This is a genomic window from Campylobacter sp. BCW_6889 (genome assembly GCF_001762535.1).
GTDB lineage: Bacteria > Campylobacterota > Campylobacteria > Campylobacterales > Campylobacteraceae > Campylobacter_D > Campylobacter_D jejuni.
This window is the reverse complement of record NZ_MJWZ01000064.1, coordinates 1-23,762: the sequence shown is the minus strand read 5'-3', so window position 1 is coordinate 23,762 and position 23,762 is coordinate 1. Positions and strand designations below refer to the sequence as shown.

26 protein-coding genes are annotated in these 23,762 nt (G+C 30.4%); 20 read left to right on the top strand and 6 right to left on the bottom strand.

Annotated features, from left to right (window positions below):
• Position 1: 1 nt before the first annotated feature.
• From AJ939_RS11185 to AJ939_RS11165, 5 genes are all read right to left on the bottom strand, one after another.
• Entirely contained in the window at positions 2 to 187 is a 186-nt protein-coding gene (locus AJ939_RS11185; protein ID WP_002862230.1) for a hypothetical protein, read from the bottom strand.
• A 24-nt stretch (positions 188 to 211) separates the two neighbouring features.
• Complete coding sequence (locus AJ939_RS11180; protein ID WP_251822837.1) at positions 212 to 571, bottom strand: hypothetical protein; 360 nt, start codon at positions 569 to 571, stop codon at positions 212 to 214.
• Between the two features lie 97 nt (positions 572 to 668).
• Positions 669 to 893: a molybdopterin-dependent oxidoreductase gene (locus AJ939_RS11175; RefSeq protein ID WP_052521807.1), complete on the bottom strand. Its 225-nt coding sequence runs from the start codon at positions 891 to 893 to the stop codon at positions 669 to 671.
• 375 nt (positions 894 to 1,268) lie between these two features.
• A complete protein-coding gene (locus tag AJ939_RS11170) occupies positions 1,269 to 1,676 on the bottom strand; it encodes a molybdopterin-dependent oxidoreductase (protein ID WP_044779870.1) in 408 nt (135 codons plus the stop codon).
• A gap of 151 nt (positions 1,677 to 1,827) precedes the next feature.
• The gene (locus AJ939_RS11165; RefSeq protein ID WP_002862223.1) at positions 1,828 to 1,977 is read right to left on the bottom strand and encodes a hypothetical protein; all 150 of its coding nucleotides are present in this window, start codon (positions 1,975 to 1,977) and stop codon (positions 1,828 to 1,830) included.
• 334 nt (positions 1,978 to 2,311) lie between these two features.
• Here AJ939_RS11165 and AJ939_RS06240 point away from each other — a divergent pair, with 334 nt between their 5' ends.
• The 20 genes from AJ939_RS06240 (at position 2,312) to AJ939_RS06145 (ending at position 22,812) form a co-directional block, all read left to right on the top strand.
• On the top strand, positions 2,312 to 3,847 hold the full coding sequence (locus AJ939_RS06240; protein WP_044779869.1) for an ABC transporter substrate-binding protein: 1,536 nt from the start codon (positions 2,312 to 2,314) through the stop codon (positions 3,845 to 3,847).
• Positions 3,847 to 4,791 carry an ABC transporter permease gene (locus AJ939_RS06235; RefSeq protein ID WP_002862221.1) on the top strand — a complete coding sequence of 315 codons (945 nt, stop codon included), beginning with the start codon at positions 3,847 to 3,849 and terminating at the stop codon, positions 4,789 to 4,791. Before AJ939_RS06240 ends, AJ939_RS06235 begins: the two co-directional genes overlap by 1 nt.
• Positions 4,778 to 5,572 (top strand): ABC transporter permease, encoded by a 795-nt coding sequence (locus AJ939_RS06230; protein WP_074487149.1) that lies wholly within the window; start codon positions 4,778 to 4,780, stop codon positions 5,570 to 5,572. The genes AJ939_RS06235 and AJ939_RS06230 overlap by 14 nt, the downstream gene beginning before the upstream one ends.
• Positions 5,569 to 6,279, top strand: coding sequence for an ATP-binding cassette domain-containing protein (locus AJ939_RS06225; RefSeq protein ID WP_032603387.1), 711 nt, complete (start codon positions 5,569 to 5,571; stop codon positions 6,277 to 6,279). The genes AJ939_RS06230 and AJ939_RS06225 overlap by 4 nt, the downstream gene beginning before the upstream one ends.
• A complete protein-coding gene (locus tag AJ939_RS06220) occupies positions 6,272 to 6,937 on the top strand; it encodes an ATP-binding cassette domain-containing protein (RefSeq protein WP_002862218.1) in 666 nt (221 codons plus the stop codon). Before AJ939_RS06225 ends, AJ939_RS06220 begins: the two co-directional genes overlap by 8 nt.
• A 112-nt stretch (positions 6,938 to 7,049) precedes the next feature.
• Positions 7,050 to 7,439 carry an NAD(P)H-quinone oxidoreductase subunit 3 gene (locus AJ939_RS06215; protein ID WP_002824972.1) on the top strand — a complete coding sequence of 130 codons (390 nt, stop codon included), beginning with the start codon at positions 7,050 to 7,052 and terminating at the stop codon, positions 7,437 to 7,439.
• Positions 7,421 to 7,924: a NuoB/complex I 20 kDa subunit family protein gene (locus AJ939_RS06210; RefSeq protein WP_002777888.1), complete on the top strand. Its 504-nt coding sequence runs from the start codon at positions 7,421 to 7,423 to the stop codon at positions 7,922 to 7,924. Before AJ939_RS06215 ends, AJ939_RS06210 begins: the two co-directional genes overlap by 19 nt.
• A complete protein-coding gene (locus AJ939_RS06205; RefSeq protein WP_079396806.1) occupies positions 7,921 to 8,715 on the top strand; it encodes an NADH-quinone oxidoreductase subunit C in 795 nt (264 codons plus the stop codon). The genes AJ939_RS06210 and AJ939_RS06205 overlap by 4 nt, the downstream gene beginning before the upstream one ends.
• A 1-nt stretch (position 8,716) precedes the next feature.
• Positions 8,717 to 9,943, top strand: coding sequence for an NADH dehydrogenase (quinone) subunit D (nuoD, locus tag AJ939_RS06200; protein ID WP_070275934.1), 1,227 nt, complete (start codon positions 8,717 to 8,719; stop codon positions 9,941 to 9,943).
• On the top strand, positions 9,940 to 10,167 hold the full coding sequence (locus tag AJ939_RS06195; protein WP_002824979.1) for an NADH-ubiquinone oxidoreductase subunit E family protein: 228 nt from the start codon (positions 9,940 to 9,942) through the stop codon (positions 10,165 to 10,167). Before nuoD ends, AJ939_RS06195 begins: the two co-directional genes overlap by 4 nt.
• Positions 10,164 to 10,856 (top strand): hypothetical protein, encoded by a 693-nt coding sequence (locus AJ939_RS06190; RefSeq protein WP_044779867.1) that lies wholly within the window; start codon positions 10,164 to 10,166, stop codon positions 10,854 to 10,856. Before AJ939_RS06195 ends, AJ939_RS06190 begins: the two co-directional genes overlap by 4 nt.
• Positions 10,853 to 13,315 (top strand): NADH-quinone oxidoreductase subunit G, encoded by a 2,463-nt coding sequence (locus tag AJ939_RS06185; protein ID WP_002862214.1) that lies wholly within the window; start codon positions 10,853 to 10,855, stop codon positions 13,313 to 13,315. Before AJ939_RS06190 ends, AJ939_RS06185 begins: the two co-directional genes overlap by 4 nt.
• Complete coding sequence (gene nuoH, locus AJ939_RS06180) at positions 13,308 to 14,306, top strand: NADH-quinone oxidoreductase subunit NuoH (protein ID WP_002856570.1); 999 nt, start codon at positions 13,308 to 13,310, stop codon at positions 14,304 to 14,306. Before AJ939_RS06185 ends, nuoH begins: the two co-directional genes overlap by 8 nt.
• A gap of 9 nt (positions 14,307 to 14,315) precedes the next feature.
• On the top strand, positions 14,316 to 14,957 hold the full coding sequence (gene nuoI, locus AJ939_RS06175; RefSeq protein WP_002862213.1) for an NADH-quinone oxidoreductase subunit NuoI: 642 nt from the start codon (positions 14,316 to 14,318) through the stop codon (positions 14,955 to 14,957).
• A complete protein-coding gene (locus AJ939_RS06170; RefSeq protein ID WP_070275935.1) occupies positions 14,954 to 15,472 on the top strand; it encodes an NADH-quinone oxidoreductase subunit J in 519 nt (172 codons plus the stop codon). Before nuoI ends, AJ939_RS06170 begins: the two co-directional genes overlap by 4 nt.
• Positions 15,469 to 15,765, top strand: a complete 297-nt coding sequence (gene nuoK, locus AJ939_RS06165; RefSeq protein WP_002858466.1) for an NADH-quinone oxidoreductase subunit NuoK — start codon at positions 15,469 to 15,471, stop codon at positions 15,763 to 15,765. Before AJ939_RS06170 ends, nuoK begins: the two co-directional genes overlap by 4 nt.
• Before the next feature lies 1 nt (position 15,766).
• Entirely contained in the window at positions 15,767 to 17,557 is a 1,791-nt protein-coding gene (gene nuoL / locus AJ939_RS06160) for an NADH-quinone oxidoreductase subunit L (RefSeq protein ID WP_070275936.1), read from the top strand.
• 1 nt (position 17,558) lies between these two features.
• Positions 17,559 to 19,046: an NADH-quinone oxidoreductase subunit M gene (locus AJ939_RS06155; protein ID WP_070275937.1), complete on the top strand. Its 1,488-nt coding sequence runs from the start codon at positions 17,559 to 17,561 to the stop codon at positions 19,044 to 19,046.
• Positions 19,036 to 20,424, top strand: coding sequence for an NADH-quinone oxidoreductase subunit N (locus AJ939_RS06150; protein WP_070275938.1), 1,389 nt, complete (start codon positions 19,036 to 19,038; stop codon positions 20,422 to 20,424). The genes AJ939_RS06155 and AJ939_RS06150 overlap by 11 nt, the downstream gene beginning before the upstream one ends.
• Positions 20,425 to 20,445: 21 nt before the next feature.
• Positions 20,446 to 22,812, top strand: coding sequence for a tetratricopeptide repeat protein (locus AJ939_RS06145; protein ID WP_070275939.1), 2,367 nt, complete (start codon positions 20,446 to 20,448; stop codon positions 22,810 to 22,812).
• 47 nt (positions 22,813 to 22,859) lie between these two features.
• On the opposite strand, the gene AJ939_RS06140 is transcribed toward AJ939_RS06145, so the two are convergent.
• The coding region (locus AJ939_RS06140) for a methyl-accepting chemotaxis protein (RefSeq protein WP_250540826.1) at positions 22,860 to 23,762 on the bottom strand (903 nt) is incomplete at its 5' end.

The following is a 23,762-nucleotide window of genomic DNA, read 5'->3' as shown; positions in this document are numbered from 1 at the left end:
CTTAAACTTTTGCAATTTCAACTAAAATAGAATGTTGTCCATTTCCTTTAGAAATAGCAGTTGGCACTATACTTGCCAAAGAATTCACACAAGTTCCCACATCGATGCCATTTTCATATTTTACCCATGCATCTTGCGGGGTTACTGCACAACCTGGTATGATTCCTAAGTCATTTCTTACTTGCACCACATCGCCTGTTTTGATACTTCTTTACTCTGCATCTATAGTATTTATCCAAATTTCTTGTGGATTAGCTTCTCTAATTTGTGGAATTTCCCAAAAGCTAGAATGCGTTCTGCCTTTGTAGTGATAGCCAAAAAATTGCAAAGGATACTTTTGTTTTAATGGATCCAAAATCCCTTCTCTTTGGCTTTCAAAAACAGGAATAGGCATTATTTGTTGTCCTTCTTTTAATTTCCAAGTTTTTTGCATTTGTGCGAGTTTTGTGCTATAAATTTCTATCTTTCCGCTAGGAGTTTTTAAAGGATTATTGATGGGATCTTTTATAAAACTTTGTAATGCCACTACAGGTTTTACAGGCTCAAATTTTACAAGTCCTTTTTTGCACATTTCTTCAAAACTAGGCAAAAGTGGATTTTTTTCATACTTTCTTCATAAAGGTATTTTAGCCAATCTTTTTGCGTTCTTCCTTCGCTAAATTCTTTTTCTATGCCAAGTCTTTAGCAAGTTCAAGACACATTTCATAAATAGGTTTTACTTCACCAACTGGCTCGATAGCTTTTTGACAATAAATAATATAAGGCTTATTGCTATAATATCCTGCACTAGGTCTTATAAAATCTTCTTGCTCTAGCATAGTTGCATCAGGTAAGATATAATCTGCGCAGTTATTTGACGGAGTTCTAGTTGCATTAATATCTCTACTATACACTCACACAAATTCTCATCGTTTAAAATATCATGCACTTATTTAATGGTGCTGTGCTGATTTGTAAGGCAATTTCCTGCTGTATTAAAATAAATTTGATATTTTGTTTAATTGTGTTTTACCACGTACTCCATCGCTAATATCTGCCATTTCTTTTCCGCGATAAATGGCATCTGTGAATAAAAAACAAGGCTTTATGGTGGTAATTTCTCTTGCAAGTTGAACTATGTGGTTTATAATCTTGCTAGCCCAATCAGGAGTTTTTTCTACTCCATCGTTTAGTCCTAAAACATAGCTTTCATAGCTTGAGTTTTGGTTGTATCTTGTGGCAGAGTATTTTCGCTAAAGCTTATGGTGTATTTATCAAGAAAAGTTCTATCAAGTAAATCTTTTTATCATCACATAATCAAAGCTGCATCGGTTCCTGGTGTTAAAGGCTTTTTGATAAGCATAGCCTACTCCACCACCTCCCATTCTAGTTTCAACATGATTTGCTCCAAAAAATATAGCTAATTTTGCAGAGCGTAAAGTGTATATATCGCTAGCAGGAGATCCTCCATAGAAAAAATTCATAGCATTTGAAATTTGAGCCGTAGAATAAGAATTATGATAATTTAAATAATCACCATAAAGATTTAAAAGTCTAGCCCATGGACCTTGTGTACAGCGATTGATTATTGTTCTTGTTGCATAATTTATATAAAAGGCTTCATTGCCGTATTTTTCTTTAATTTCTTGCATTTTGGCAGAAATTTCATCAAAAGCTTGTTTCCAAGAAATAGGCATAAAAATTTACCTTCACCCCTTTTTCCCACTCTTTTTAAAGATCTTTTTAGGCGATTTGCGTTGTAAACTTTATATCTTGAACTACGCCCTCTAATACAGGCTCTTGCTTGACGATTATCAAAGCTATCATCACCTTCATTATCAGTACTGATTATTTAATAATTCCATCTTGAGTATGCACTTTTACAGGACATTTTGTTCCGCAATTTACATTACATTCAGCCCATTTGCTGATCAATGGTGGAGTTTTTAATAAATTTGCACTTAGACTTATAGGACTTAAGGTTAAGCCACCAAACAAGGAACTCCATTTTAAAAATCTCTACGATTTTGTTTCATGTTATCTCCTTGCATTTATGTGACAAAAGTAATTGCAATTATAATACAAATAATAATTTTATTCAATTAAAATTAAGACTTTAAAACTCCTAAATATAAGCTTTATAATGGATTTTTCGTTTATGAATTTAACTTCAAAAAATAAAAATTTGAATAATATAATGATAAAAATTTATTAAATATAGTATTTAAATAGAAATTTATAACTAAAATATAACTTTATCCCCCGTATAGGCTTGCGAGTTGAGTTTTTTTGTTTTATAATTTTGTGCGTTATTAAAATAAAAAGGTTTTTTATGTTGAGATTTTTAATTTTTGTATTGTTACTTTTTGTAAATTTAGAAGCAAAAATCCCAAAAGATACACTTATTGTAGCGGTTGAAAATGAAATCACAAGGATAAATCCTGCTTATAGTGAGGATCATGATGCAGTGATTAATCTTGTATTTTCAGGGCTTACGCGTTTTGATGAATATATGAGTTTAAAACCTGATTTGGCTAAGTCTTGGGATGTTAGTAAAGATGGGCTTGTTTATGATATTTTTTTAAGAGATGATGTTTTATGGCATGATGGAGTCAAATTTGGTGCTGATGATGTGAAATTTAGTATAGAAGCCTTTAAAAATCCTAAAAACAATTCTTCTGTTTATGTCAATTTTGAAGACATTAAAAGTGTGGAAATTTTAAATCCTTCTCATGTAAAAATCACACTTTTTAAACCTTATCCCGCATTTTTAGATGCTTTAAGCATAGGAATGCTTCCTAAACATTTGCTTGAAAATGAGAATTTAAACATAAGCTCTTTTAATCAAAATCCTATAGGCACAGGTCCTTATAAATTTGTAAAATGGAAAAAAGGTGAATATGTTGAATTTAAAGCCAATGAACATTTTTATCTTGATAAGGTAAAAACTCCAAGACTTATTATAAAACACATTTTTGATCCTTCTATAGCTAGTGCCCAGCTTAAAAATGGCAAGATAGACGCAGCTTTAATCGATGTTTCTTTGCTAAATATTTTTAAAAATGATGAAAATTTTGGAATTTTACGTGAAAAATCGGCTGATTATCGGGCTTTAATGTTTAATTTTGATAATGAATTTTTAAAAGATTTAAAAGTAAGACAAGCTTTAAATTACGCAGTTGATAAAGAAAGTATAGTAAAAAATCTTTTACATGATTATGCTTTTGTGGCCAATCACCCTTTAGAGCGTTCTTGGGCAAATTCTAAGAATTTTAAAATTTACAAATATGATTCTAAAAAAGCCGAGGACTTGCTTGTAAGTGCAGGTTTTAAGAAAAATGAAGATGGAAATTTTGAAAAAGATGGGAAAATTTTAGAATTTGAAATTTGGGCGATGAGTAATGATCCTTTAAGGGTAAGTTTAGCTGGAATTTTGCAAAGCGAATTTAGAAAAATAGGAGTTGTAAGCAAGGTGGTGGCTAAACTTGCTGGAAGTTTTGATTATTCTAAAGTGGATAGTTTTTTAATAGGCTGGGGAAGTCCTTTAGATCCTGATTTTCACACTTTTAGGGTATTTGAAAGTTCGCAAGATAGTGCTTTAAATGATGAGGGTTGGAATTTTGGACATTATCATGATAAAAAAGTGGATATAGCCTTGCAAAAAGCAAGAAATACTTCAAATTTAGAAGAGAGAAAAAAATATTATAAAGATTTTATAGATGCTTTGTATGAAAATCCTCCTTTTATTTTTTTAGCTTATCTTGATTTTGCTTTAGTTTATAATAAAGATTTAAAAGGTATCAAAGCAAGGACTTTAGGTCATCATGGAGTGGGTTTTACTTGGAATGTTTATGAGTGGAGTAAATAGTGCTAAAACGCTTAGTTTTTAGTATCTTTATAGCATTTTTTAGCACTTTTTTATGTTTTATTTTGCTTTATTTTAGTAAAGGCAGTATAGCTTATGCTAATGGAGTTAATTCACAAAGTAAAGAATTTGTTCAAAGAATAGAACAAAATTTAGGGCTTGATAAGCCTTTGTTAGAGCAGTATAAAATTTGGCTTTTTAAGGCTTTAAAAGGAGATTTAGGGGTTTCTTTTTTAAGTGGAGAAAGTGTTTTAAAGCTTATAAAAGAAAGAATTTTTAATACTTTTATTTTGGGTTTTAGTGCCTTAATGCTTTTATTTTTACTCAGTGTTTTTTTGGCACTTTTGGGATATTATTATAAAGAAAGTTTTATAGATAAAATCATCACTTTTTTAGCTTTTAATTTTTTTGCTTTACCTCCTTTTGTTTTGGCTTTATTGTTTGTTTTGATTTTTGGAATTTTTTGGAAAATTTTGCCTGTTATGGGAAGTAGTGATATAGGCTTTGAAGATGATTTTTTAAATCGTTTAGAGCATTTGATTTTGCCTGTTTTGGTGCTTGTTTTATCACATTTGGCGTTATTTTTAAGGATTGCTAGAAATTTTATCAATGAAAGTTTTTCTCAAATTTTTATTCAAAATTTATACGCTAGAGCTTTGAGAGAAAAAGATATTTATTTTTTAGTTTTGAAATATTCTTTAAGTCCTATTGTGGCTTATTTTGGGGGAAGTGCTTTAAGTTTTATGATGGGAACTTATGTGGTAGAAAGTGTCTTTGCTTACGAGGGGCTTGGATCTTTACTTTTTAAAAGTATTATTTTTAAAGATTATCCTATTGTGCTTGCGCTTATATTTTTTAGTGTTTTGCTTGCAGCATTTTTTACATTTTTAAGTGATATTGTAGCTAGGATTTTAAATCCTAGATTAAGAAGGCTTGATTTTGTTTAAATTTCTTATCATACTTGCGCCTTTAATTTTTTTGTTTTTATGCGCCTTGTTTGCACCTTTTTTGACTCCTTTTGATATTTTAAGTACTCATTTAGAAAATTTGCATCAAGCTCCTAATTTTACTTATATTTTAGGGACTGATTTTTTAGGCAGAGATTTGTTTTCTCGTTTGCTTTTTGCTTTGAGAAATTCTTTGATTATAGGTGTTGGTGGATCTTTATTGTCTATTATCTTTGCTTTGTGTTATTTGTTTTTAGCACGATGTTTTTTTTATATTTTTTGGATGCGTATTTTAGAGTTTTTTTTAGCCTTGCCTGCTTTTTTACTTATGATGTTTTTTCAAAGTATGATAACTTCTGATGTGTTTTTGATGATTTTTTTAATCGCTTTAATTCATTGGTGTTTTATAGCAAGAATTATAGAAAGTGAATTAAAAAGACTTGAAAATTTAGATTTTTACAAAGCAAATATAGTGCTTGGAAGAACTAAATTTAGAGCTTTTTTTAAAGATTTAATACCTGCTTTAAAAACACTGATTTTTACACTTTTTATATTTAATATCGTTCATGCTATAGCCACAGAAGCTACTTTGAGTTTTTTTGGACTGGGTTTAGGATTTGAAATTCCAACTTTAGGTACTCTTTTGAGTGAGTCTTCAAAAGCAGTTTTTATAGGTGCTTGGTGGATGATACTTTTTCCACTTTTAAGCTTGCTTTTGTTGTTTTTACCTCTTTTATGGTTGGGTAATTTTTTACAAAAAATTTGGGGTATAAGATCTTGAAGGTAAGAAATTTAAATATCAGTTTGAAGAATAATTTGTTGCTTAAGGATATTAATTTAGATATAAAAATAGGCAAAACTTTAATGATACTAGGACAAAGTGGAGTAGGCAAAAGTTTGTTAGGAAAAGCTTTGGTAAGACTTTTAGATTCTAACTTCACAATAAGTTTTGATGAATTAAGTTTTCATAATTCTTGTATTTTTAATTTTAACAAAGAAGAACTTAGAGATTTTCGTTCTAAGGTGGCACTTGTTTTGCAAGATGCAGAGCTTAGTCTTTATCCTTATTTGGATATTGGAAATTTATGTCATCTTGTTTTAAAAACTCATACAAAATTAAAACAAAAAGAAAGAAAAGATTACGCTTTTTCTTATTTTAAAAAATTAGGATTTGAAAATCTTGATCGTTTGTGGCATTCTTATGCTAATGAATTAAGTTTGGGTATGGCAAGAAGGGTGAGCCTAGCTTTGGCATTATTAAATCAACCCCAAATTTTAATTTGTGATGAAATCACAGCTTCTTTGGATAAAGAAAACGCTTCTAAGATTATATCGATTTTAGAAGAATTAAAAAATAACACAGCCTTAGTTTGCATCACTCATGATTTAAATTTGGTAAATTCTTTAGCAGATGAAATTCTTATGCTAGAAAAAAATAGTTCAAATTTATATAGCTTAGATGAGTTTTTAAGGTATTATAATGCTTAAAGTTTGTAATTTAAGTAAGTTTTATGAGCTTAAAAAGCATTGGTATTTAAAAAAAGAAAGACATATTATTTTTGATAATATCAATTTTTCTTTAAATAAAAATGACAATTTAATAATTTTAGGTAAAAGTGGTGCAGGTAAAAGTACATTAGCTAGAATTCTTTGTTTTTTAGAAGATCCAAGCGAGGGTGAGGTATGGTATGAAAATCTTAACTTACACAAGCTTGATAAAAACAAACAGAGACTTTTAAGAAAGCAAATTCAGTATTGCTTTCAAGATCAAAAAATGGCTTTAAACCCTTATAAAAAAATCAAAAATCTTATACAAGATGGTTTGGAAAATTTTAATTTACAAAAGAATGATGACTTGATTTTAGAATTTTTTGATTTTTTTAGTCTAAAAAAGCAAATTTTAGAACAAAAACCCTATGAGTTAAGCGGAGGAGAAGCCACGCGTGTAGGTCTTATCCGTGCTTTGATTTTAAATCCTAAATTGTTGATTTTAGATGAAATTACTTCAGCACTTGATATTAAAACTTCTAAAGAAATTTTAACTTTTTTATATGACTATCAGCAAAAAAATAATATTTCTTATATATTTATAACCCATCAAAGTGATCTTTTTTATAAATTTAATCATAAAAAATTAAAACTTTAAAAAATATTTTTTAATATAAGTTTCAATATAGAAAGTTTAGAGTAAAATAAAGAAAAGTGTAAATTTAATTTTTGTTGTGGAGTGATTAAAGTGCTTTAAAAAAGGAGAATAAATGTCTCATATAGATGCTTCGCATCCTTATTTTGGTATTTTTTTAATGCTAGTACTTGCTAGTGTTATTTTTTTTGGACTGGTTTTTTTAGCTTCAAAAATTGGTAATAATTTTGCCGCAAAAAATCGCAAAAAATTAGGACTTGGAATTTATGAATGTGGTCCTATTCCTGTTAAACAAGCTAACAAGATTAACTCTCAATTTTTCATCATCGCCTTAATCTTCATACTTTTGGATATAGAAGTTGTGTTTTTATTTCCTTGGGCTTTGATTTTTAAAGATTTAGGTTGGTTTGGGCTTTTAGAAGTTTTTGTTTTTATCGTACTTTTAGGAGTTGGATTTTTATATGCTTATAAAAAAGGAGCGTTTGCATGGCAGAGCATCAAGTAAATTATGCAAGTGGTTTGCCCGTCGTTTTAACTAGCGTTGATAAACTAGTTCAATGGGGTAGGAGTAATTCTTTATGGGCTTTATCTTATGGACTTGCCTGTTGTGCGATTGAGATGATGGCGGCTGGGGGTTCAAGATATGATTTTGATAGATTTGGAACGATTTTTAGAGCTTCGCCACGTCATAGTGAGGTGATGATTATCGCAGGAACTTTATGTAAAAAACACGCTGAATTTACAAGAAGACTTTATGATCAAATGCCTGATCCTAAATGGGTGATTTCTATGGGAAGTTGTGCCAATACAGGTGGTATGTTTAATACTTATTCTACTGTTCAAGGAGTGGATAGAATTATACCTGTAGATATTTATGTACCAGGCTGTGCTCCACGCCCCGAAAGTTTTCAGTTTGCTTTGATGATTTTGCAAAAAAAGATTCGCAAAGAAAAAGCAAGTCGCAAGATCGCACCTAAAAGGTTGGTATGATGAGAAAGTATAGCGATAAAAAAAATGCTCAAACTCAAAATTACTATAAAGATAGATTTTATCACGCACCACACACTGTAAAATCTGATGTTAATGAAAGTGTTTTTAAAGATGATTTTGAAGTTTTAAAAACTCAAGTAGAAATTTTAAATTCCTTTGTAGAGCTTGATTTTTGGGTAATAGAAATTAAAAAAGAAGACAATGTTAAAACCTTGCAAATGCTTAAAACTTTAGGGTATTTAAGTTTTACAGAGGCAAGTGCTATTGATTTTGTAGCAGATAAAAATGGTTTTGAAGTGTTTTATCAGCTTTTAAATTTAGAAAAAAAATTAAGAGTGAGAATAAAAACTTTTGTAGGCGTAAAAGAGCGTTTGCAAAGCGTGGCTCATGTTTTTAAAGGGGCAAATTGGAGTGAGAGAGAAATTTATGATATGTTTGGAATTTTCATCATAAATCATCCCAATTTAAAACGCATTTTAATGCCTGATGATTGGTTTGGACATCCGCTTTTAAAAACTTATCCTTTAAAGGGTGATGAGTTTGCAAGATGGTATGAGATTGATAAAATTTTTGGTAAAGAATATCGTGAAGTAGTGGGTGAAGAACAAAGAGATTCTGGTTTTGTTGATGATAAAGATACGCTAAATTTTGCAAGACTTTATCATGAAGTGCCAAAAGGTGGTCAAAAGAAGGAAGTTTCCTTTAAACAAGAATATCAAGAAGATGAAGGCGTAGCTTTTGTAAAAAAAGTAAAACGTGATGAAGCAAAAATTTTAGAGAAAAGGCGTTAAAATGCAAATTCCTAGCAAGTTAAAACCTTATTATGAAAATATAGCTTTTGAGCAAGAAGACTCAAAAATGATTATCAATTTAGGCCCTCAACACCCTTCAGCACATGGAAATTTACGTCTTATTTTAGAACTTGATGGAGAGCAAGTTGTAAAAGCGCGTCCTTGTATAGGTTATATGCATCGTGGTATGGAAAAAATGGCTGAAAATATGATTTATCAAGAATTTATTCCTACTACTGATAGAATGGATTATATCGCCGCTTCAGCGAATAATTATGCTTATTGTGCAGCGGTTGAAAAGCTTTGTGGTTTAGAGATTCCACGCCGTGCAGCAGTCATACGCATGATACTTTTAGAATTAAACCGTATTGCATCGCATTTACTTTGGCTTGCCACTCATGCGCTTGATATTGGTGCGATGAGTGTGTTTTTATACTGCTTTAGAGAACGTGAGTATGTTTTGGATTTGATAGAAAAGTATTGCGGTGCAAGGCTTACGCATTCTTCTATGAGAATAGGCGGGGTTATGCTTGATTTACCTGAGAATTATTTAGAAGAAATGCTTGCATTTTGTGACAAATTTCCAAATGATCTAAAAGATTATGAAGATCTTTTAGATGATAATAGAATTTGGCGTTTAAGAACTGAAAATGTAGGTGTGGTTACCAAAGAACAAGCCTTAAATTGGGGTTGTACGGGTGTGATGTTAAGAGGAAGTGGTATAAAATACGATATACGCAAAGAAGAGCCTTATTTGCTTTATAATGAAGTCGAATTTGGTGTGCCTTATGCTACACAAGGGGATTCTTATGCAAGATATAAAGTTTATATGCAAGAATTTCGTGAAAGTTTGAAAATCCTTAGACAATGTGCCACGCTTTATAAAGATACTCCGCCTGAAATTTTAGCTACGCATCCTGAGTATGTAAGTGCTTCAAAGGAACAAATTTTAACACAGAATTATTCTTTAATGCAACATTTTGTTTTAATCACTCAAGGTTTAAAACCTCATAAAGGCGAAGTTTATGTGCCTACTGAAAGTCCAAAAGGTGAGCTTGGCTTTTTTATCCATAGTGATGGTACAGGAAGACCTTATCGTTTAAAGGCTAGAACGCCTAGTTATTGGCATTGTGCGTTTTTTGAAGAAATGCTTGTAGGTACTTATTTGGCTGATGTTGTAGCCATTATGGGTAATGTAAATATAGTTTTAGGTGAGATAGATCGATGAGAAGAGTAGATTTAAGAAAAAGCAAAGAGCTTTTTGAAGATTTAGCACAAATCATAAAAGAAGCAAAACAAGGCGAGGTTTTAGTGGTGCTTTTTGAAATCGGCGATTTTTCTCCTGTTGAAAAAAGTTTTTCTTTTGTAAAAGAACAAGGCTGTGAGCTTTTAAATTCTTTGAAATTTAATCAAGTGGATTGGACTATTGTTATAAAAAAGGAGAGGGTATGATTTATGATAATGCTCTTTGTTTTTTAGATATGCCAAGCCTTAAAAACAAAAATTTATGTGAAAAAATAGGTGTAAATAGCATTAATATTTCTTGTTTGGAAGATAAAAACTTAAAAGCTAAATTTTACAAATGCGAAATTGCAAGTTTGAGTTTTGTTTTAGCTTTGCTTTGTAAATTAAGCGATGAAGGGCATTTTTGCGATTTAGATGAGGGATATTTAAGTGCTGAATCTTGTTTTGGAGAGGAAGAAGCAGGTGAAGTGCTTGCTTTTTTAAAAGAGGCTAAGTATTTAATTATAGATAAAAATATCCATTCTTACAAAGATAGCGAAAATATCAAATATTTTTTGAATTTCTTAAGCGTAAAATATGAATTAAAGATTTTAGATAGCGATGAAGAAGAATGCGATTTTAAAAAGGCAAAATTAAACACCTTAAAAGAACTAGATAATTATGATGGTTTAGTGCTTTTTAGAGTAAATTTGCAAGATAAAAATTTACATTGTTCAAAGCAATTTTTACAAATTGCAAAATGCAAAGATCAAAGTGAAGTTAAAATTTTGGCTAAAGATTTTAGTTTTAAAACCAAGCTTTGTTTAGATGAAAATTTACAAGGCACCATAGCTTTTTTAAATTATGAAAACAATGGTTTTGATTTTACTCCAATTCGCATAAAGGAAGCAAAATGACAGTTAAGATTAATGGTATAAATTGCGCCTTTGAAGAAGGCGAATATATTTTAAATATAGCAAGAAGAAATGATATTTTTATCCCAGCGATTTGCTATCTTTCAGGCTGTAGTCCTACTTTGGCTTGTCGTATGTGTATGGTTGAAGCTGATGGTAAAAAGGTATATTCTTGCAATACTAAAGCAAAAGAGGGTATGGTTGTAGAAAGTGATTTAAAAAATCTTTGGGATGAAAGAAATGAGATCATGCAAGCTTATTGTATCAATCATCCTTTAGAATGTGGAGTTTGCGATAAATCAGGCGAGTGTGAATTGCAAAATTTCACTCATAAAAGTCGTGTAAATGTTCAAAAACATTGGATTAAAGACACGCATAAACCGCATAAACATTGGGGAATGATTAATTACGATCCCGCACTTTGCATAGTATGTGAGCGTTGTATTACAGTTTGTAAGGATAAAATCGGCGAAAGTGCTTTAAAAACCGTTCCTCGTGGCGGAGATAGTGTGGATAATAGCTTTAAAGAGAGCATGGGAAAAGATGCTTATGCGATTTGGACTAAATTTCAAAAAAGTTTGATAGGTCCTGCAAATGGCGACACGCTTGATTGTTCATTTTGTGGGGAATGTACAAGCGTATGCCCAACAGGAGCTTTGATAGGTTCGAAATTTCAATACACTTCAAATATTTGGGAACTTAAAAGAATCCCTGCTTCAAATCCGCATTCAAGCGATTGTGAGTTGATGTATTATGATATTAAGCAAAGTGGTATTAGCAATCAAAAAGAAAAAATTTATCGTGTGAGTAATGATTTTGCTTTTGCGAGTTTAAATAAGGCTGCAAGATTTGCTTTTGATACGCAAAATGAGGCAGATAAAGATGAAAAAGCCTTTAAAGAACTTGTGGAGCTTTTTGAGAAAAATGAAATTAAAAACATTAAATTTAATAGTTTTATTACCAATGAAGAAGCTTTGATTTTACAAAATTTAAAAAAGAAATTTAATCTTTCTTTGATCAATGAAGAAGCTTTGAAATTTAAAGAATTTTTACAAGAATTTATCGCTAATTCTGGCGAGTTTTATAGTGCTAATACTCAAGATATAACAAAAAGTGATTTTTTGGTTGTGGCTGGAATGCTTTTAAGATATGATGCTCCAACACTTAGCTATAAAATCAATAATGCTTTAGTGATGAATAAAGGCTCAGGGCTTTATTTTCATCCTATGGAAGATATGGGTATAGCAAAATATTCTAAAAATTTTATTTCACACATTCATAAAAGTGGCGATGAAGAGCAAATTTTATATTTTTTACTTCAAAAATTTAGCCAAGATGAAGGTATTAAAACTCATTTAGCAGAGTTTTTTGTTAGTGAAAATAAAGAAATAGAAGAAAGTATCAACGAAGAAGTTGTAGAGCAAGTCATAGAAAAAGATGAAGAAGGCAATGAAATCCAAAAAGAAGTAAAAAAAGTCGTGCCTAAGAAAGTGAAAAAAATCATAGAAGTGCAACGCTCTATTTTTGCTAAAAATTTAGGCATAGATGAAGATAAATTAGAAGATTTATTGCTTAAAAAAGCAAATTTTACTCTTGTTATAGGGAGTGATTTTTATTTTCATAAAAATGCGAAAAAACTTGCTAAATTACTTGCTTTGATCCAAAATACCACTCCTTTTAAAGTCTTTTTAAATCCTACGCATACCAATACCTTAGGTGTGGCCATGATTTGCGATTTGGATAAAAACACACAAGAAGGCAAGACTTTAGGTTATAATGAAAAAGGTGATTTTAGTTTTTCTTATGAAGAGCATGCAAATTTAGCTAGTGCGAGTTTAAATCAGCAAGAAGGAACTTTTTTAAATTACGATAAAAGAGTGGTGCCAACTAACGCTGCTTTAGAATTTAAGGGATATTTTTTAAATGATTTAGCTAATGCTTTAGGTTTTGATGAGGAATATACCATAAATTATACTAAGAGACTCCCTATAAATAAAGGTTTTTCTCCGATTGATTTTGATCATTTAGACAATTTTTATACCAATGCAGGCGATTGTAAAAGGGGATATGAGCTTAATTTAGAATGTTTTAAACAAGTTGCTAAAAAAGAATTCATCTCTCCAAATTTTGAAAATTTAAACCCAAAAGAAGATGAAATTTTGCTTTATAGTGCTAATCCTAGCTATCAATTTGGTAGATTTTCAAATCGTGCTAGTGCGATTAATGAGGTGATTTTTTTAGGTGTAAGTGAAAATTTAGCTAAAGAGAAAAATTTAAAAGATAAAGATCTTGTAAAACTTAAAATAAAAGATAAAGAATTAAGCCTTAGTGTGCGTGTGGATAAGGATATAAAAAATGGAGCTTTCTTACCGTATTTTGATGAAAAACTTGACACGCTAAGCTTTTTTGATGAAAGATTTGTTGTGGCGAATTTAGAAAAATTAGGAACAAACCATGAGTGATTTTGCTTTTTTTGCTTTAGAGGCTTTGATTAAATGTATTATTGTCATTGCAATATTTGCGAGTTTAGCAGGTCTTGCAACTTATGCTGAAAGAAAAGTTTTAGCTTATTTTCAAAGACGCATAGGGCCTGATATGGTAGGGCCTTTTGGGCTTATTCAACTTGTAGCTGATATGATAAAACTTTTTACTAAAGAAGATATAATCCCTTCAAATTCGCAAAAATTTATTTTTGCTATAGCACCTTTGATTTCTGCTATTTGTGCTTTTGTTTCTTTAGCGGCTATTCCTATGCTACCTGAATTTACTTTATTTGGAAGGGTGATTCAGCCTATAGTGGCAGATATCAATGTAGCTTTGCTTTTTGTCATCGGCACTTCAGGACTTTGCTTTTATGCGGTGTTTTTGGGTGGACTTGCAAGTAATAATAAATGGTCGATTTTAGGGGCTGCAAGAGGGCTTGTAGCGATTATTTCCTATGAAAGCGTAGGAGCTTTGGCTTTGATTGCTATTGTAATGCTTGTAGGTTCTTTTTCTTTGGTGGATATTAACAATTATCAAAGTGATGGATTTTTTTCTTGGCTTATTTTTAAACAGCCCTTGGCTTTTGTGCTTTTTATAATTGCTTTATTTATAGAGACCAATAGAACTCCGCTTTGTTTGACGGAAAATGATGCTGAAATTGTAGCGGGTTATGGAACGGAGTATTCGGGTTTAAGATGGGGTATGTTTTTTATAGGTGAATATGCTTCTATGATAGCTGGAGCTATTTTGGTAACTCTTTTGTTTTTAGGGGGTTTTAATAGCTTTTGGATTATTCCTGGTTGGATTATGATGATAGTAAAATCAAGTTTTATTTTCTTTTGGTATTTTTGGGCAAGAGCTGCTTTTCCGCAATTGCGTCCAGATCAAGTGATGAAAATGTGCTATTTGATCTTAATCCCTTTAGCGGTTTTAAACCTTTTAATCACTGCTTTGGCAGTTCTTTTATAGGAGTTTGATATGAAAAATTATTATTTAGTGGATGAGAAAAGAAAAACTCCTGTTAGCACTTGGGAGAAAATTTCACAAGCTTTGCGTAGAAGCGTTAAACTAGAGCTTTTTGTAGGGCTTTTTGTGATGATGAGAGAATTACTTAAGAGAAATAATAGCGCTACGATTAAATATCCTTTTGAAAAGGTAAAGCTTGACAATCGTTACCGTGCTGTTCATCGTTTGATGCGTTTTATAGAAAGCGAAAATGAAAGATGTATAGGTTGTGGGCTTTGCGAAAAAATTTGCATTAGCAATTGTATTAGAATGGAAACTTCTTTAGATGAAAATGGGCGTAAAAAAGTAGGAAATTATAGTATTAATTTAGGGCGTTGTATTTATTGTGGTTTTTGCGCTGAGGTTTGCCCAGAACTTGCTATAGTACATGGGACAGAGTATGAAAATGCAGCCGAGCAAAGGTCTTATTTTGGCTATAAGCAAGATTTTTTAACTCCTATTGATAAGCTTAAAAATCAAGTTGAATTTGAAGGAGCAGGAAGCCTTAGAAAAGATGCTGATTTATTGGTGGTAAAAACACCAAGTTATTACGATGTGATGATTGAAAGAGCCTTAGAAAATCAAAATACACAAGAGCAAGGAGAAAATAAATGATAGAAAATTTAGCCTTTGTATTTTTTAGTGTAGTGGTTTTAGGCTTTTTTGGCATTGCGGTTTTAAGTAAAAATATGCTTTATTCTCTTTCGGCTTTAGCGGGTGGAATGGTGTTTTTATCGGGATTTTATTTTTTACTTGATGCAGAGTTTTTAGGCGTGATACAAATTATTGTTTATAGTGGAGCTGTGCTTGGACTTTATAGTTTCGCGATGATGTTTTTTGATACTTCTAAAGAATTTAAAGAACAACTTAAAGCTAAAAAAAGTTTTTTTACTTTGGTAGTTTTAAGTGCGATTTTACTTTTGGCCATGCTTATAGGTTTTAAATACCAAAATATCAGCACGGATTTGCCTTTAAATGATCCTGCTTTGTTTGATTTTAATAAACAACTGGCTTTAGCGATTTTTTCAAAATATCTTTTGGCTTTTGAATTCATAGCCATTTTACTTTTGATTGCTTTAGTTTGTGCTATAGTACTTACTCATAAAGAGCTGGCAAAGGAAAAACAATGATAGAAAAGTATTTTTTTATAGCTATTTTAATGTTTGTCATAGGGCTTGTAGGGATTTTAAAAAGACAAAATCTCATTATGCTTTTTATTTCGAGTGAAATTTTATTAAATAGTGCTAATTTAGCTTTGGTAGCAGCTTCTAAAATGCACAATGATTTAAATGGACAGGTTTTTGCACTTTTTATCATGGGTGTAGCGGCTTGTGAAGTAGCTGTTGGTGTAGCTTTGTGTGTGCTTTGGTATAGAAGAAAAGGCACTTTGGAATTAAAAAGCTTAAAAGAAGTGGAGGCTTAGTATGCAAAATTTGGCTTTGATTTCTCTTTTTAGTCCTTTTATAGCTTTTTTGTTTGCAAGTTGTTTTGCTTTGAGTGAGAAAAAACAATTTGTAGGGATAATTTGCTCACTTCTAATAGCTTTGAGTGCTTTTTGTTCTTTGTATTTGCTTTTTTGCAATGAAGCTTTTAATGTGAGTTTGTTTGAATGGTTTGCTGGAGTAAATTTTGGCTTTGATATAGATGCCATTTCGCTTACTATGATGAGTGTTGTAGGTATTGTAGCTACTTGTGTGCATTTTTATAGTATTTTTTATATGGCTCATGATGAAGGTTTTAATAAATTTTTTGCTTATTTAGGACTTTTTGTCTTTTCTATGCTTTTTTTAGTTATGAGCGATAATTTCTTAGGACTTTTTGTAGGTTGGGAAGGCGTTGGGCTTTGCTCTTGGTTGCTTATAGGTTTTTGGTATAAAAATGATACTTATTCTTTTGCGGCTAATGAAGCCTTTATTATGAATCGTATTGCGGATTTGGGTATGCTTTTAGGAATTTTTTGGCTTTATTTACAAGCAGGAACTTTAAAATATGATGAAGTTTTTTCCATGGCACAAAGCCTAGATCGCAACGCTTTGATCCTAATCGCAACTTGTTTATTTATAGGGGCTATGGGAAAATCTGCACAATTTCCTTTTCACACTTGGCTTGCTGATGCTATGGCAGGGCCAACTCCTGTTTCTGCATTAATCCATGCAGCAACCATGGTAACAGCGGGGGTTTATTTGGTAATTCGTGCGAGCACGCTTTATGATTTAGTTCCTGAGGTTTCTTATATTATTGCCTTACTTGGAGCTTTTGTAGCGATTTTTGCAGCCTCTATGGCTTTGGTGGCTAGGGATTTAAAACGCATTATTGCTTATTCTACCTTATCGCAACTTGGATATATGTTTGTAGCTGCAGGACTTGGGGCTTATGGTATAGCTTTATTTCACTTAGCTACACATGCTTTTTTTAAATCTTTACTTTTTTTAGGTGCTGGAAATGTAATGCATGCTATGAATGATAAATTAGACATTAAAAAAATGGGTGGACTTTTTAAACCTTTAAAATTTACAGCTATTTTGATGTGTATAGGATCTTTAGCTTTAGCAGGAATTTATCCTTTTGCAGGATTTTTCTCTAAAGATTTGATTTTAGGATATTCTTTCATTTCTTTTCACCATGGTATTTTTTTGGTGCTTTTAATCGCAGCTTTTTTAACAGCATTTTATAGCTTTAGACTTTTAATGTTGGTATTTTTTACCCCTGCAAGACATGATGAACATCCACATGAAGCAAGTAAAATCGCACTTTTAGCTATGAGTCCTTTGATGGTTTTAGCTATTATTGCAGGATTTTTTGAATATAGTTTTTTTGAATATTTAAGCACAAAATTAGTTTTTATTGATGCACAAAATCAAATTGTAATGATTTGTGCGAGTGTAGCAGCTATTTTGGGTGTAATTTTGGCTATTTTTGCTTATAAAAATTCTTGGTTTAAAGAAAGTATTGAAGAAAATAAAATTCACAAACTTTTAAGTAATGATTATTTTATTCCTAAATTCTATCATCAATTTATTGTTTCAAAATATGAAAGTTTATGTGCGATTTTAAAGCATTGTGATCTTTATATTTTTGATAGAATAGTTGAAAAAATTGCTTTGTATTCTCAAATTATTTCACAAAAAATGATTATGCCAAACAGCTTAAACTTAATGCTTAGATTTTTGGTGGCAGCTTTTGTGATTTTGTTGATTTTGGTATGGATGGTGTAAAATGCTAAATTATTTGATATTTTTTCCTTTAATTTCTGCTTTTGTGGTTTTGCTTTTAAATCGCGGAGGCGTTAAGGTTTTTAGCGTTGTTGTAAGTTTTATAATTTTGGCTTTAAATTTGGATATTTTTGCGGATTTTTTACAAGGGGCAAGCTTTGATTATAATCTCTCTTTTAAAATTTTGAAATTTTTTAGCTTTCATGTAGGAGTAGACAGTATTGCACTTGTGTTGATGCTTTTAAGTTCTTTGATGATATTTTTAAGCTTTTTATTTTTAAAGCTGGAACAAAAAGCACTTGTATCTTGTATATTCTTTTTAGAATTTTCCATTATGGGACTTTTTAGCGCAAAAGATGGTTTGTTATTTTATGTTTTTTGGGAATTTTCTCTTTTGCCTTTGCTTTATATTATGGGAGTTTATAGTAAAGATTTTAGAGCAGGGGTGAAATTTTTTATCTATGCTTTTGTGGGTTCAATTTTAATGCTTGTGGCATTGATTTATCAAGCTTATTTAAATTATCAACTTTTAAACATCTTCACTTTTGACTTAGAAATTTGGAAAAATAATGCCTCGGCAGTAAATTTCACAGAGCAACTTTTACTTTTTGGAGCATTTTTTATCGCTTTTGCTATCAAAGCTCCTTTATTTCCACTTCATACTTGGGCACCTAAGGTTTATGCAAATTCGCCTGTGCTTGTTTCTGTAATGCTTGTAGTTTTTAAAATGGCTCCTTTTGGATTTTTACTTTTTTGTTTACCACTTTTTCCAGATGCGAGTGTGTATTTTATGCCTTTAATTGTAGCTTTATGCATAGTGAGTATCGTTTATAATGCTTTAATTGCTTATAGAGCAGAAAATATTAAAGAATTGATCGCTTATAGTTCTATTTCACATCTTGGTGTGATGATTTTGGGAATTTTTTCTTTAAATGCTTTGGGTATTAGTGGTGCAGTTTTTTATATGTTTGCACACGGTATTGTAACAGGAACTTTATTTTTAATGGTTGAACTTTTATACCAAAGATATCATACTTATGATATTTCTTTTTACCATTCTTTGGCCAAAAAAGCACCTTTATTTTCAATTTTCTTTATGTTAATTTTACTCGCAAGCGTTTCTTTGCCTTTAACTGTTTCTTTTGTGGGAGAGTTTTTAATTCTTTTAGGTATAGCAAAGATTAATTTATTTTACGCTTTATTGGCAGGTTTGGTGATTATTTTAGGAGCGATTTATATGTTTGCAGTATTTAGAAAAATATTTTTCATGCAAAAACAAAGCTTTATAGAGAGTTTTTCTTTACGCTTTAGAGAAATAGTAGCGCTTGTGTGTATTGTAGTAATGATTTTTGGACTAGGGCTTATGCCAAATATACTTTTAAAGCCGATACAAAAAGATGTGGATAATCTTATAAAAACAATGAATATTAGAGCTGTGGAGCAAAATACTTTAGATTTTTTATCTAAAATAGGAGAGGCAAATGTTAAATAATTTTTTAAATTTAGAACTTTTAAATATAAGCTTATCTTATCCATTTTTATTTTTAATTACAACTGCAATAGTTCTTTTGCTTTGCTCTGGTTTTTGGAAATTTCATCGATCGTTTTATATTGGCATAAGTTCTTTATCTTTAATTGTAAGTGCTTTTTTGATTTTAAATAATGCAAATGCTCAAGGTTTAGAAGCAAAAGCTTTTTTGGCTACTTTAAATAATGATATTGTTTCATTTTATGCTTCTTTGGTGATTTTGTGTTTTTCATTTTTATATCTTTTAATGCAAAAAGAAGAAAATCAGGGTGAATTTTATGCTTTATTTTTATTTGTGATTGCATCTTTGCTTTTGATGGTTTCAAGCTCAAATTTAGTACTTATTTTTATAGGACTTGAAAGTTCTTCTTTAGCACTTTATACTTTAATAGCAATGCGTGGAAGTGATAATGCTATTTCAAGTGCGATAAAATACTTTAGTGTAGCGGCTGTAGGAGCTGGGTTTTTTGTTATGGCTGTAGCTTTTATTTATTTAAAAACAGGAACTTTAGATTTATCTGCTAATTTAGCGTTAAAAAATGAGTTTCAAAAAGATCCCATGCTTTTGGGTGCTGGAGTGATGATTTTTGTTCTTTGTGCAATCAAGCTTTCTTTGGCACCTTTTCATTTTTGGCTCAAAGATGTGTATTATGCAGCACATACAAATTTGGTTGCTTTTATTTCAGTTGTGCCAAAAGTTGCCATGTTGGTTGTGGTTATTCGTTTGTTTGATTTTTTAAATAATACAGGTTTTGAATATATCATAATAGTTCTAGCGATTTTTTCTATGCTTATAGGTGCTTTTGCGGCTCTAAGTCAAAACAATATCAAAAAAATGTTTGCTTATAGTTCTGTAGTGCATTCTTCTTTGGTTTTGGTAGCTTGCATTCCTTTATTAAAAGAACAAAATTTTGATGGAATTTTGCTTGCTATTTTTGGATATTGGACTTTATTTGCTTTTGCAAATTATGCTGTATTTATGATTTTAAGCAATTATGAGAATAATTCTTATGAGAGTTTAAATGGGCTTTTGGTTAAAAAACCTTTAATTGCTTTTTGTTTAAGCATTAGTGTGCTTTCTTTAGCAGGTGTCCCGCCTTTTGGAGTATTTTGGGGTAAATTTATGATTTTAAATACAGTAATTTTAAATGGATATTGGTATTTGGCACTTTTTGTGGCTTTATCTTCTGTTATTATGCTTTATGCGTATTTAAAGATTTTAATTCATGCTTTATTTATGAAAAATGATAGGGTTCATAATATTAAGTTTAGTTTTATACAAAATTTTATTTTAGCTTTTTGTGTTTGTGTAAGCACTTTTGCTATATTGTTAATGTTATAAGAGTTTTGCTATAATTATTTTATGAGAATATTATTTTTAATTTTATTAAGTTTTTTAAATGCTTTTGCTTTTGAGCTTGTTTTAAACACGGGTCGCGAAAATAATCAAGCTTTTGCAGTTTTACATGTAAGTAATGATTTAGAATTTACATGTCAAAAATTTATTACCGAAGTAAAAGTTCATTTTGAATGTGATATTGCAGGTATGGTTGATAATAAATTAAAAGATCAGAGTTTTTCTGCTTTTGATTTAAAATTTATACAAGAAGCTCAAAAAATTAAAATGATCATTTTGCCAAAAATGCAAGCAAGAATGTTTGACACTTCTCAAAATATTTATATAGATAAAGAACTTAGTTCATCAAGCTCGCATAAAAGTAAAGCTTTTACTTTTATTTTTGCACCAGAGTTAGTACCTATTAAAGACTATGATGGACTTGATTTTAATATCAATTTTCCACACGAGAGCTTGCCTTATGTTGGAGCTTTGGATTTAAATTCTGATCCTGTTGTCATCCCTCAAAGTGCAGATATCAATACTTATTTACGTATCAAAAAAGAATACGATGAGGCTAATTATAATCAAGTAGTGATTGATGCACAAAATGCTATCAATAGATATCGCGGTAGTATTTTTACTAGTGAATTTATACTATATAAATTAAGAGCTCAAAATAAACTTTACACCCAAGATCCAAGTATGCGTGATCAACAAATTTTAGAAAAGATGATTGATGATGCTAAAAATTGGACGCGTACTTTTACAAGTGATAAAAATTTTTCAGAAGTTTTACATATAATGTTAAGAACTTATATCGCTTTAGCCCAGCGTGCTGATGTAGAATATACAATGTCGATTTTGGATAATGAACAACCTAATAATTATTTTACTCAGTTATCAAAACTTGATTATGCAGACTATATTTATAATTTAAATGAAAAAGAAAAAGCTGTAAATATTTATGAAAATACTTATTTTAATACAAAAAATTTAGATTTAGCTGCAAGAGCAGCTATGAGTTTGGCAAAGAATTTGCTTTCAAATGGGCAAGTAAATAAAGCTATAGAGTATATTAACACTATTTTAAAAGCCAATCCTGAATATTTTGGAAAAGATATTCCAAGATCTTTAGAACTTGCTAAATTATTTAATCAAAAAGGACAATTTGATATAAGTGCAAGTATTTATGAAGACGCCTTTGCTAAAATGTCCAAACTTGATCCAAGTTATGAAGAAACTTTAAAAGATTTAGCCTTAGTTTTATCACATACTAATAGATCTAGTGATGCTAAAAAATACCTTGATTTGTATATGGATGATTATTTAGATGGTAGGTATTTAGATGAAATCAAAAAAGCAAGTGATGAGGTATTCTTTGCTTTAGGTGATAATAATGCAAGCTTTTTGCATCAGCGTTATACAGATTTAATGAAGCAATATGCAAATAAAGATGAGAATATTGCAAATAAAGCTTTAGATGAAGATGTTGCACTTTATTATAAAGAGGGAAATTTTAGTGCGATTTTAGCTTATAAAGATCTTATAGAAAGTAAAAAAATTCCAAATGCTATTCAATTTTTAGAGAAAGCAGCTGTTAATGATTTAAAAAATGCGATAAAAGCTGATAATTGTATCAATGCTGCAAATATTTTTATGCGTTTTAGCGCTTATGATATAGGTCAGAAAATTGAGAATAAAAAACAAATGTTAGCTTGTCTTATCAGAACTTCTAATGTTGAACAAGCACTTGATTATATAGATAAAAATTATAGCGAAGATTCTATATTTTATGGTCTTCAAAAAGCATCTATTCTTTTTGATAATAAACAATATCCTCAGGTGATTAAAATTTCTAAAGATATAGCTAATTCTAGAATTTTAAAAAGCGATGATGAGAATTTTAAGGCTTATTATTTGCAATTTTTGTCTTTGTTGCGTTTAAATGACTACAATCAAGCCATTAAAATTTTGCAAATTTTAGAAAGTTTTCCAATGAATTTTAGTATGGTAGAAGCTTATGATGCTTTACTTTCTTATGCTAATGATCATAATATGCAAACAACTATTTTAACTTACGCACCTAAGGCCATTGACTATCAAAATTTTAAAGGTATAAATCTTTTTAGTCCTAATTTAGAATTTATGTATCTTGATGCTTTGGCTAAAATCAATAAAAATGAAGAAAGTTTAGCTGTTTTAGCAGATTTGCTTAAATTAAAACTTTCAGATGAAGATAGAGCAAGAGCTTTATATATCCAAGCTTTAACTTATGAAAGAATGCAAAATATACAAGCTGAAAAAGAAAGTTTAAAACAATGTCTTGAAATCAAAAGTGTTTCAAATTGGCAGAATTTATGTAAGAGTAAAAATCAAATTTTAAATCAATAAGTAAATTTATTTTATAGATAACTAGCTTTTTAGCTAGTCATCTAAGATTAAAACCTCTTCTTCTTAACATCTTCTAAGATATTATTAGCTATATCACTTACTGTACTAGAAATAATAGCTGATTCATTAGCAATTTCAACATTATCTTTAGTAGTTTGATCAATTTGTGCTACGCTATCATTGATTTGAGTAATACCTGCAGTTTGTTCTTTAATACTTTCTGCCATATCATTGATAGATTGAACAAGTAAATTAGTATTAGCTTCTATTTCAGATAAAGATTTTTGTGTTCTTTCAGCTAGTTTTCTAACTTCATCAGCTACAACAGCAAAGCCTCTACCATGTTCTCCAGCACGTGCAGCTTCAATAGCTGCATTTAAAGCTAAAAGATTGATTTGATCTGCAATATCTCCTATAATACCTGTAACATTTTTAATCTCTTCAGATTGAGTGATAACATCACTAGTCTTAACTGAAACATTTTGCATAGAAGAAGTGATCTCTTCTAAAGCTGCTGCAGTTTCTTCTAAAGATTGAGCTTGAGAATTTGAAGAAGTGGTTAAGCTTTGAACAGCAGTTTGTAATTTTCCACTTTCATTAGCTAAAGCATTAGCAAAGTCTGAACTTTGTTTTAGCATTTTAACTATTTCATCGCCTAAAGCATTAGTAGTTAATTCAACACTTCCTGAAGCATTAGAGATTTTATTTCTAAAATCTAAGCTTTTGTATTCTTCAAATATTTTATGAATAACATTCATATCAGAACCTACTCTAGCTTGTAAAACATCAAGAAGTTTATTTAGAACATTTTTAAGTTCAATAAGTTGCGGGTTTCTTGGATTAGCAGTAATTCTTGCTGTTAGATTACCACCTTCTACAACTGATACGGTTTGAACTGATTCTTTAACGGCTTGATTGTCTTGTTCTAAACCTTTTTTAGTAGCAAGGAT

What these genes read in the sequence shown, in the direction of transcription:
- AJ939_RS11180 (WP_251822837.1), bottom strand. Translation starts at nt 571, where the DNA reads ATGTGCAAAAAAGGACTTGTAAAATTTGAGCCTGTAAAACCTGTAGTG.
- AJ939_RS11170 (WP_044779870.1), bottom strand. Translation starts at nt 1,676, where the DNA reads ATGCCTATTTCTTGGAAACAAGCTTTTGATGAAATTTCTGCCAAAATG.
- AJ939_RS06240 (WP_044779869.1), top strand. Translation starts at nt 2,312, where the DNA reads ATGTTGAGATTTTTAATTTTTGTATTGTTACTTTTTGTAAATTTAGAA.
- AJ939_RS06220 (WP_002862218.1), top strand. Translation starts at nt 6,272, where the DNA reads ATGCTTAAAGTTTGTAATTTAAGTAAGTTTTATGAGCTTAAAAAGCAT.
- AJ939_RS06215 (WP_002824972.1), top strand. Translation starts at nt 7,050, where the DNA reads ATGTCTCATATAGATGCTTCGCATCCTTATTTTGGTATTTTTTTAATG.
- AJ939_RS06210 (WP_002777888.1), top strand. Translation starts at nt 7,421, where the DNA reads ATGGCAGAGCATCAAGTAAATTATGCAAGTGGTTTGCCCGTCGTTTTA.
- AJ939_RS06205 (WP_079396806.1), top strand. Translation starts at nt 7,921, where the DNA reads ATGATGAGAAAGTATAGCGATAAAAAAAATGCTCAAACTCAAAATTAC.
- nuoD (WP_070275934.1), top strand. Translation starts at nt 8,717, where the DNA reads ATGCAAATTCCTAGCAAGTTAAAACCTTATTATGAAAATATAGCTTTT.
- AJ939_RS06195 (WP_002824979.1), top strand. Translation starts at nt 9,940, where the DNA reads ATGAGAAGAGTAGATTTAAGAAAAAGCAAAGAGCTTTTTGAAGATTTA.
- AJ939_RS06190 (WP_044779867.1), top strand. Translation starts at nt 10,164, where the DNA reads ATGATTTATGATAATGCTCTTTGTTTTTTAGATATGCCAAGCCTTAAA.
- AJ939_RS06185 (WP_002862214.1), top strand. Translation starts at nt 10,853, where the DNA reads ATGACAGTTAAGATTAATGGTATAAATTGCGCCTTTGAAGAAGGCGAA.
- nuoH (WP_002856570.1), top strand. Translation starts at nt 13,308, where the DNA reads ATGAGTGATTTTGCTTTTTTTGCTTTAGAGGCTTTGATTAAATGTATT.
- nuoI (WP_002862213.1), top strand. Translation starts at nt 14,316, where the DNA reads ATGAAAAATTATTATTTAGTGGATGAGAAAAGAAAAACTCCTGTTAGC.
- AJ939_RS06170 (WP_070275935.1), top strand. Translation starts at nt 14,954, where the DNA reads ATGATAGAAAATTTAGCCTTTGTATTTTTTAGTGTAGTGGTTTTAGGC.
- nuoK (WP_002858466.1), top strand. Translation starts at nt 15,469, where the DNA reads ATGATAGAAAAGTATTTTTTTATAGCTATTTTAATGTTTGTCATAGGG.
- nuoL (WP_070275936.1), top strand. Translation starts at nt 15,767, where the DNA reads ATGCAAAATTTGGCTTTGATTTCTCTTTTTAGTCCTTTTATAGCTTTT.
- AJ939_RS06155 (WP_070275937.1), top strand. Translation starts at nt 17,559, where the DNA reads ATGCTAAATTATTTGATATTTTTTCCTTTAATTTCTGCTTTTGTGGTT.
- AJ939_RS06150 (WP_070275938.1), top strand. Translation starts at nt 19,036, where the DNA reads ATGTTAAATAATTTTTTAAATTTAGAACTTTTAAATATAAGCTTATCT.
- AJ939_RS06145 (WP_070275939.1), top strand. Translation starts at nt 20,446, where the DNA reads ATGAGAATATTATTTTTAATTTTATTAAGTTTTTTAAATGCTTTTGCT.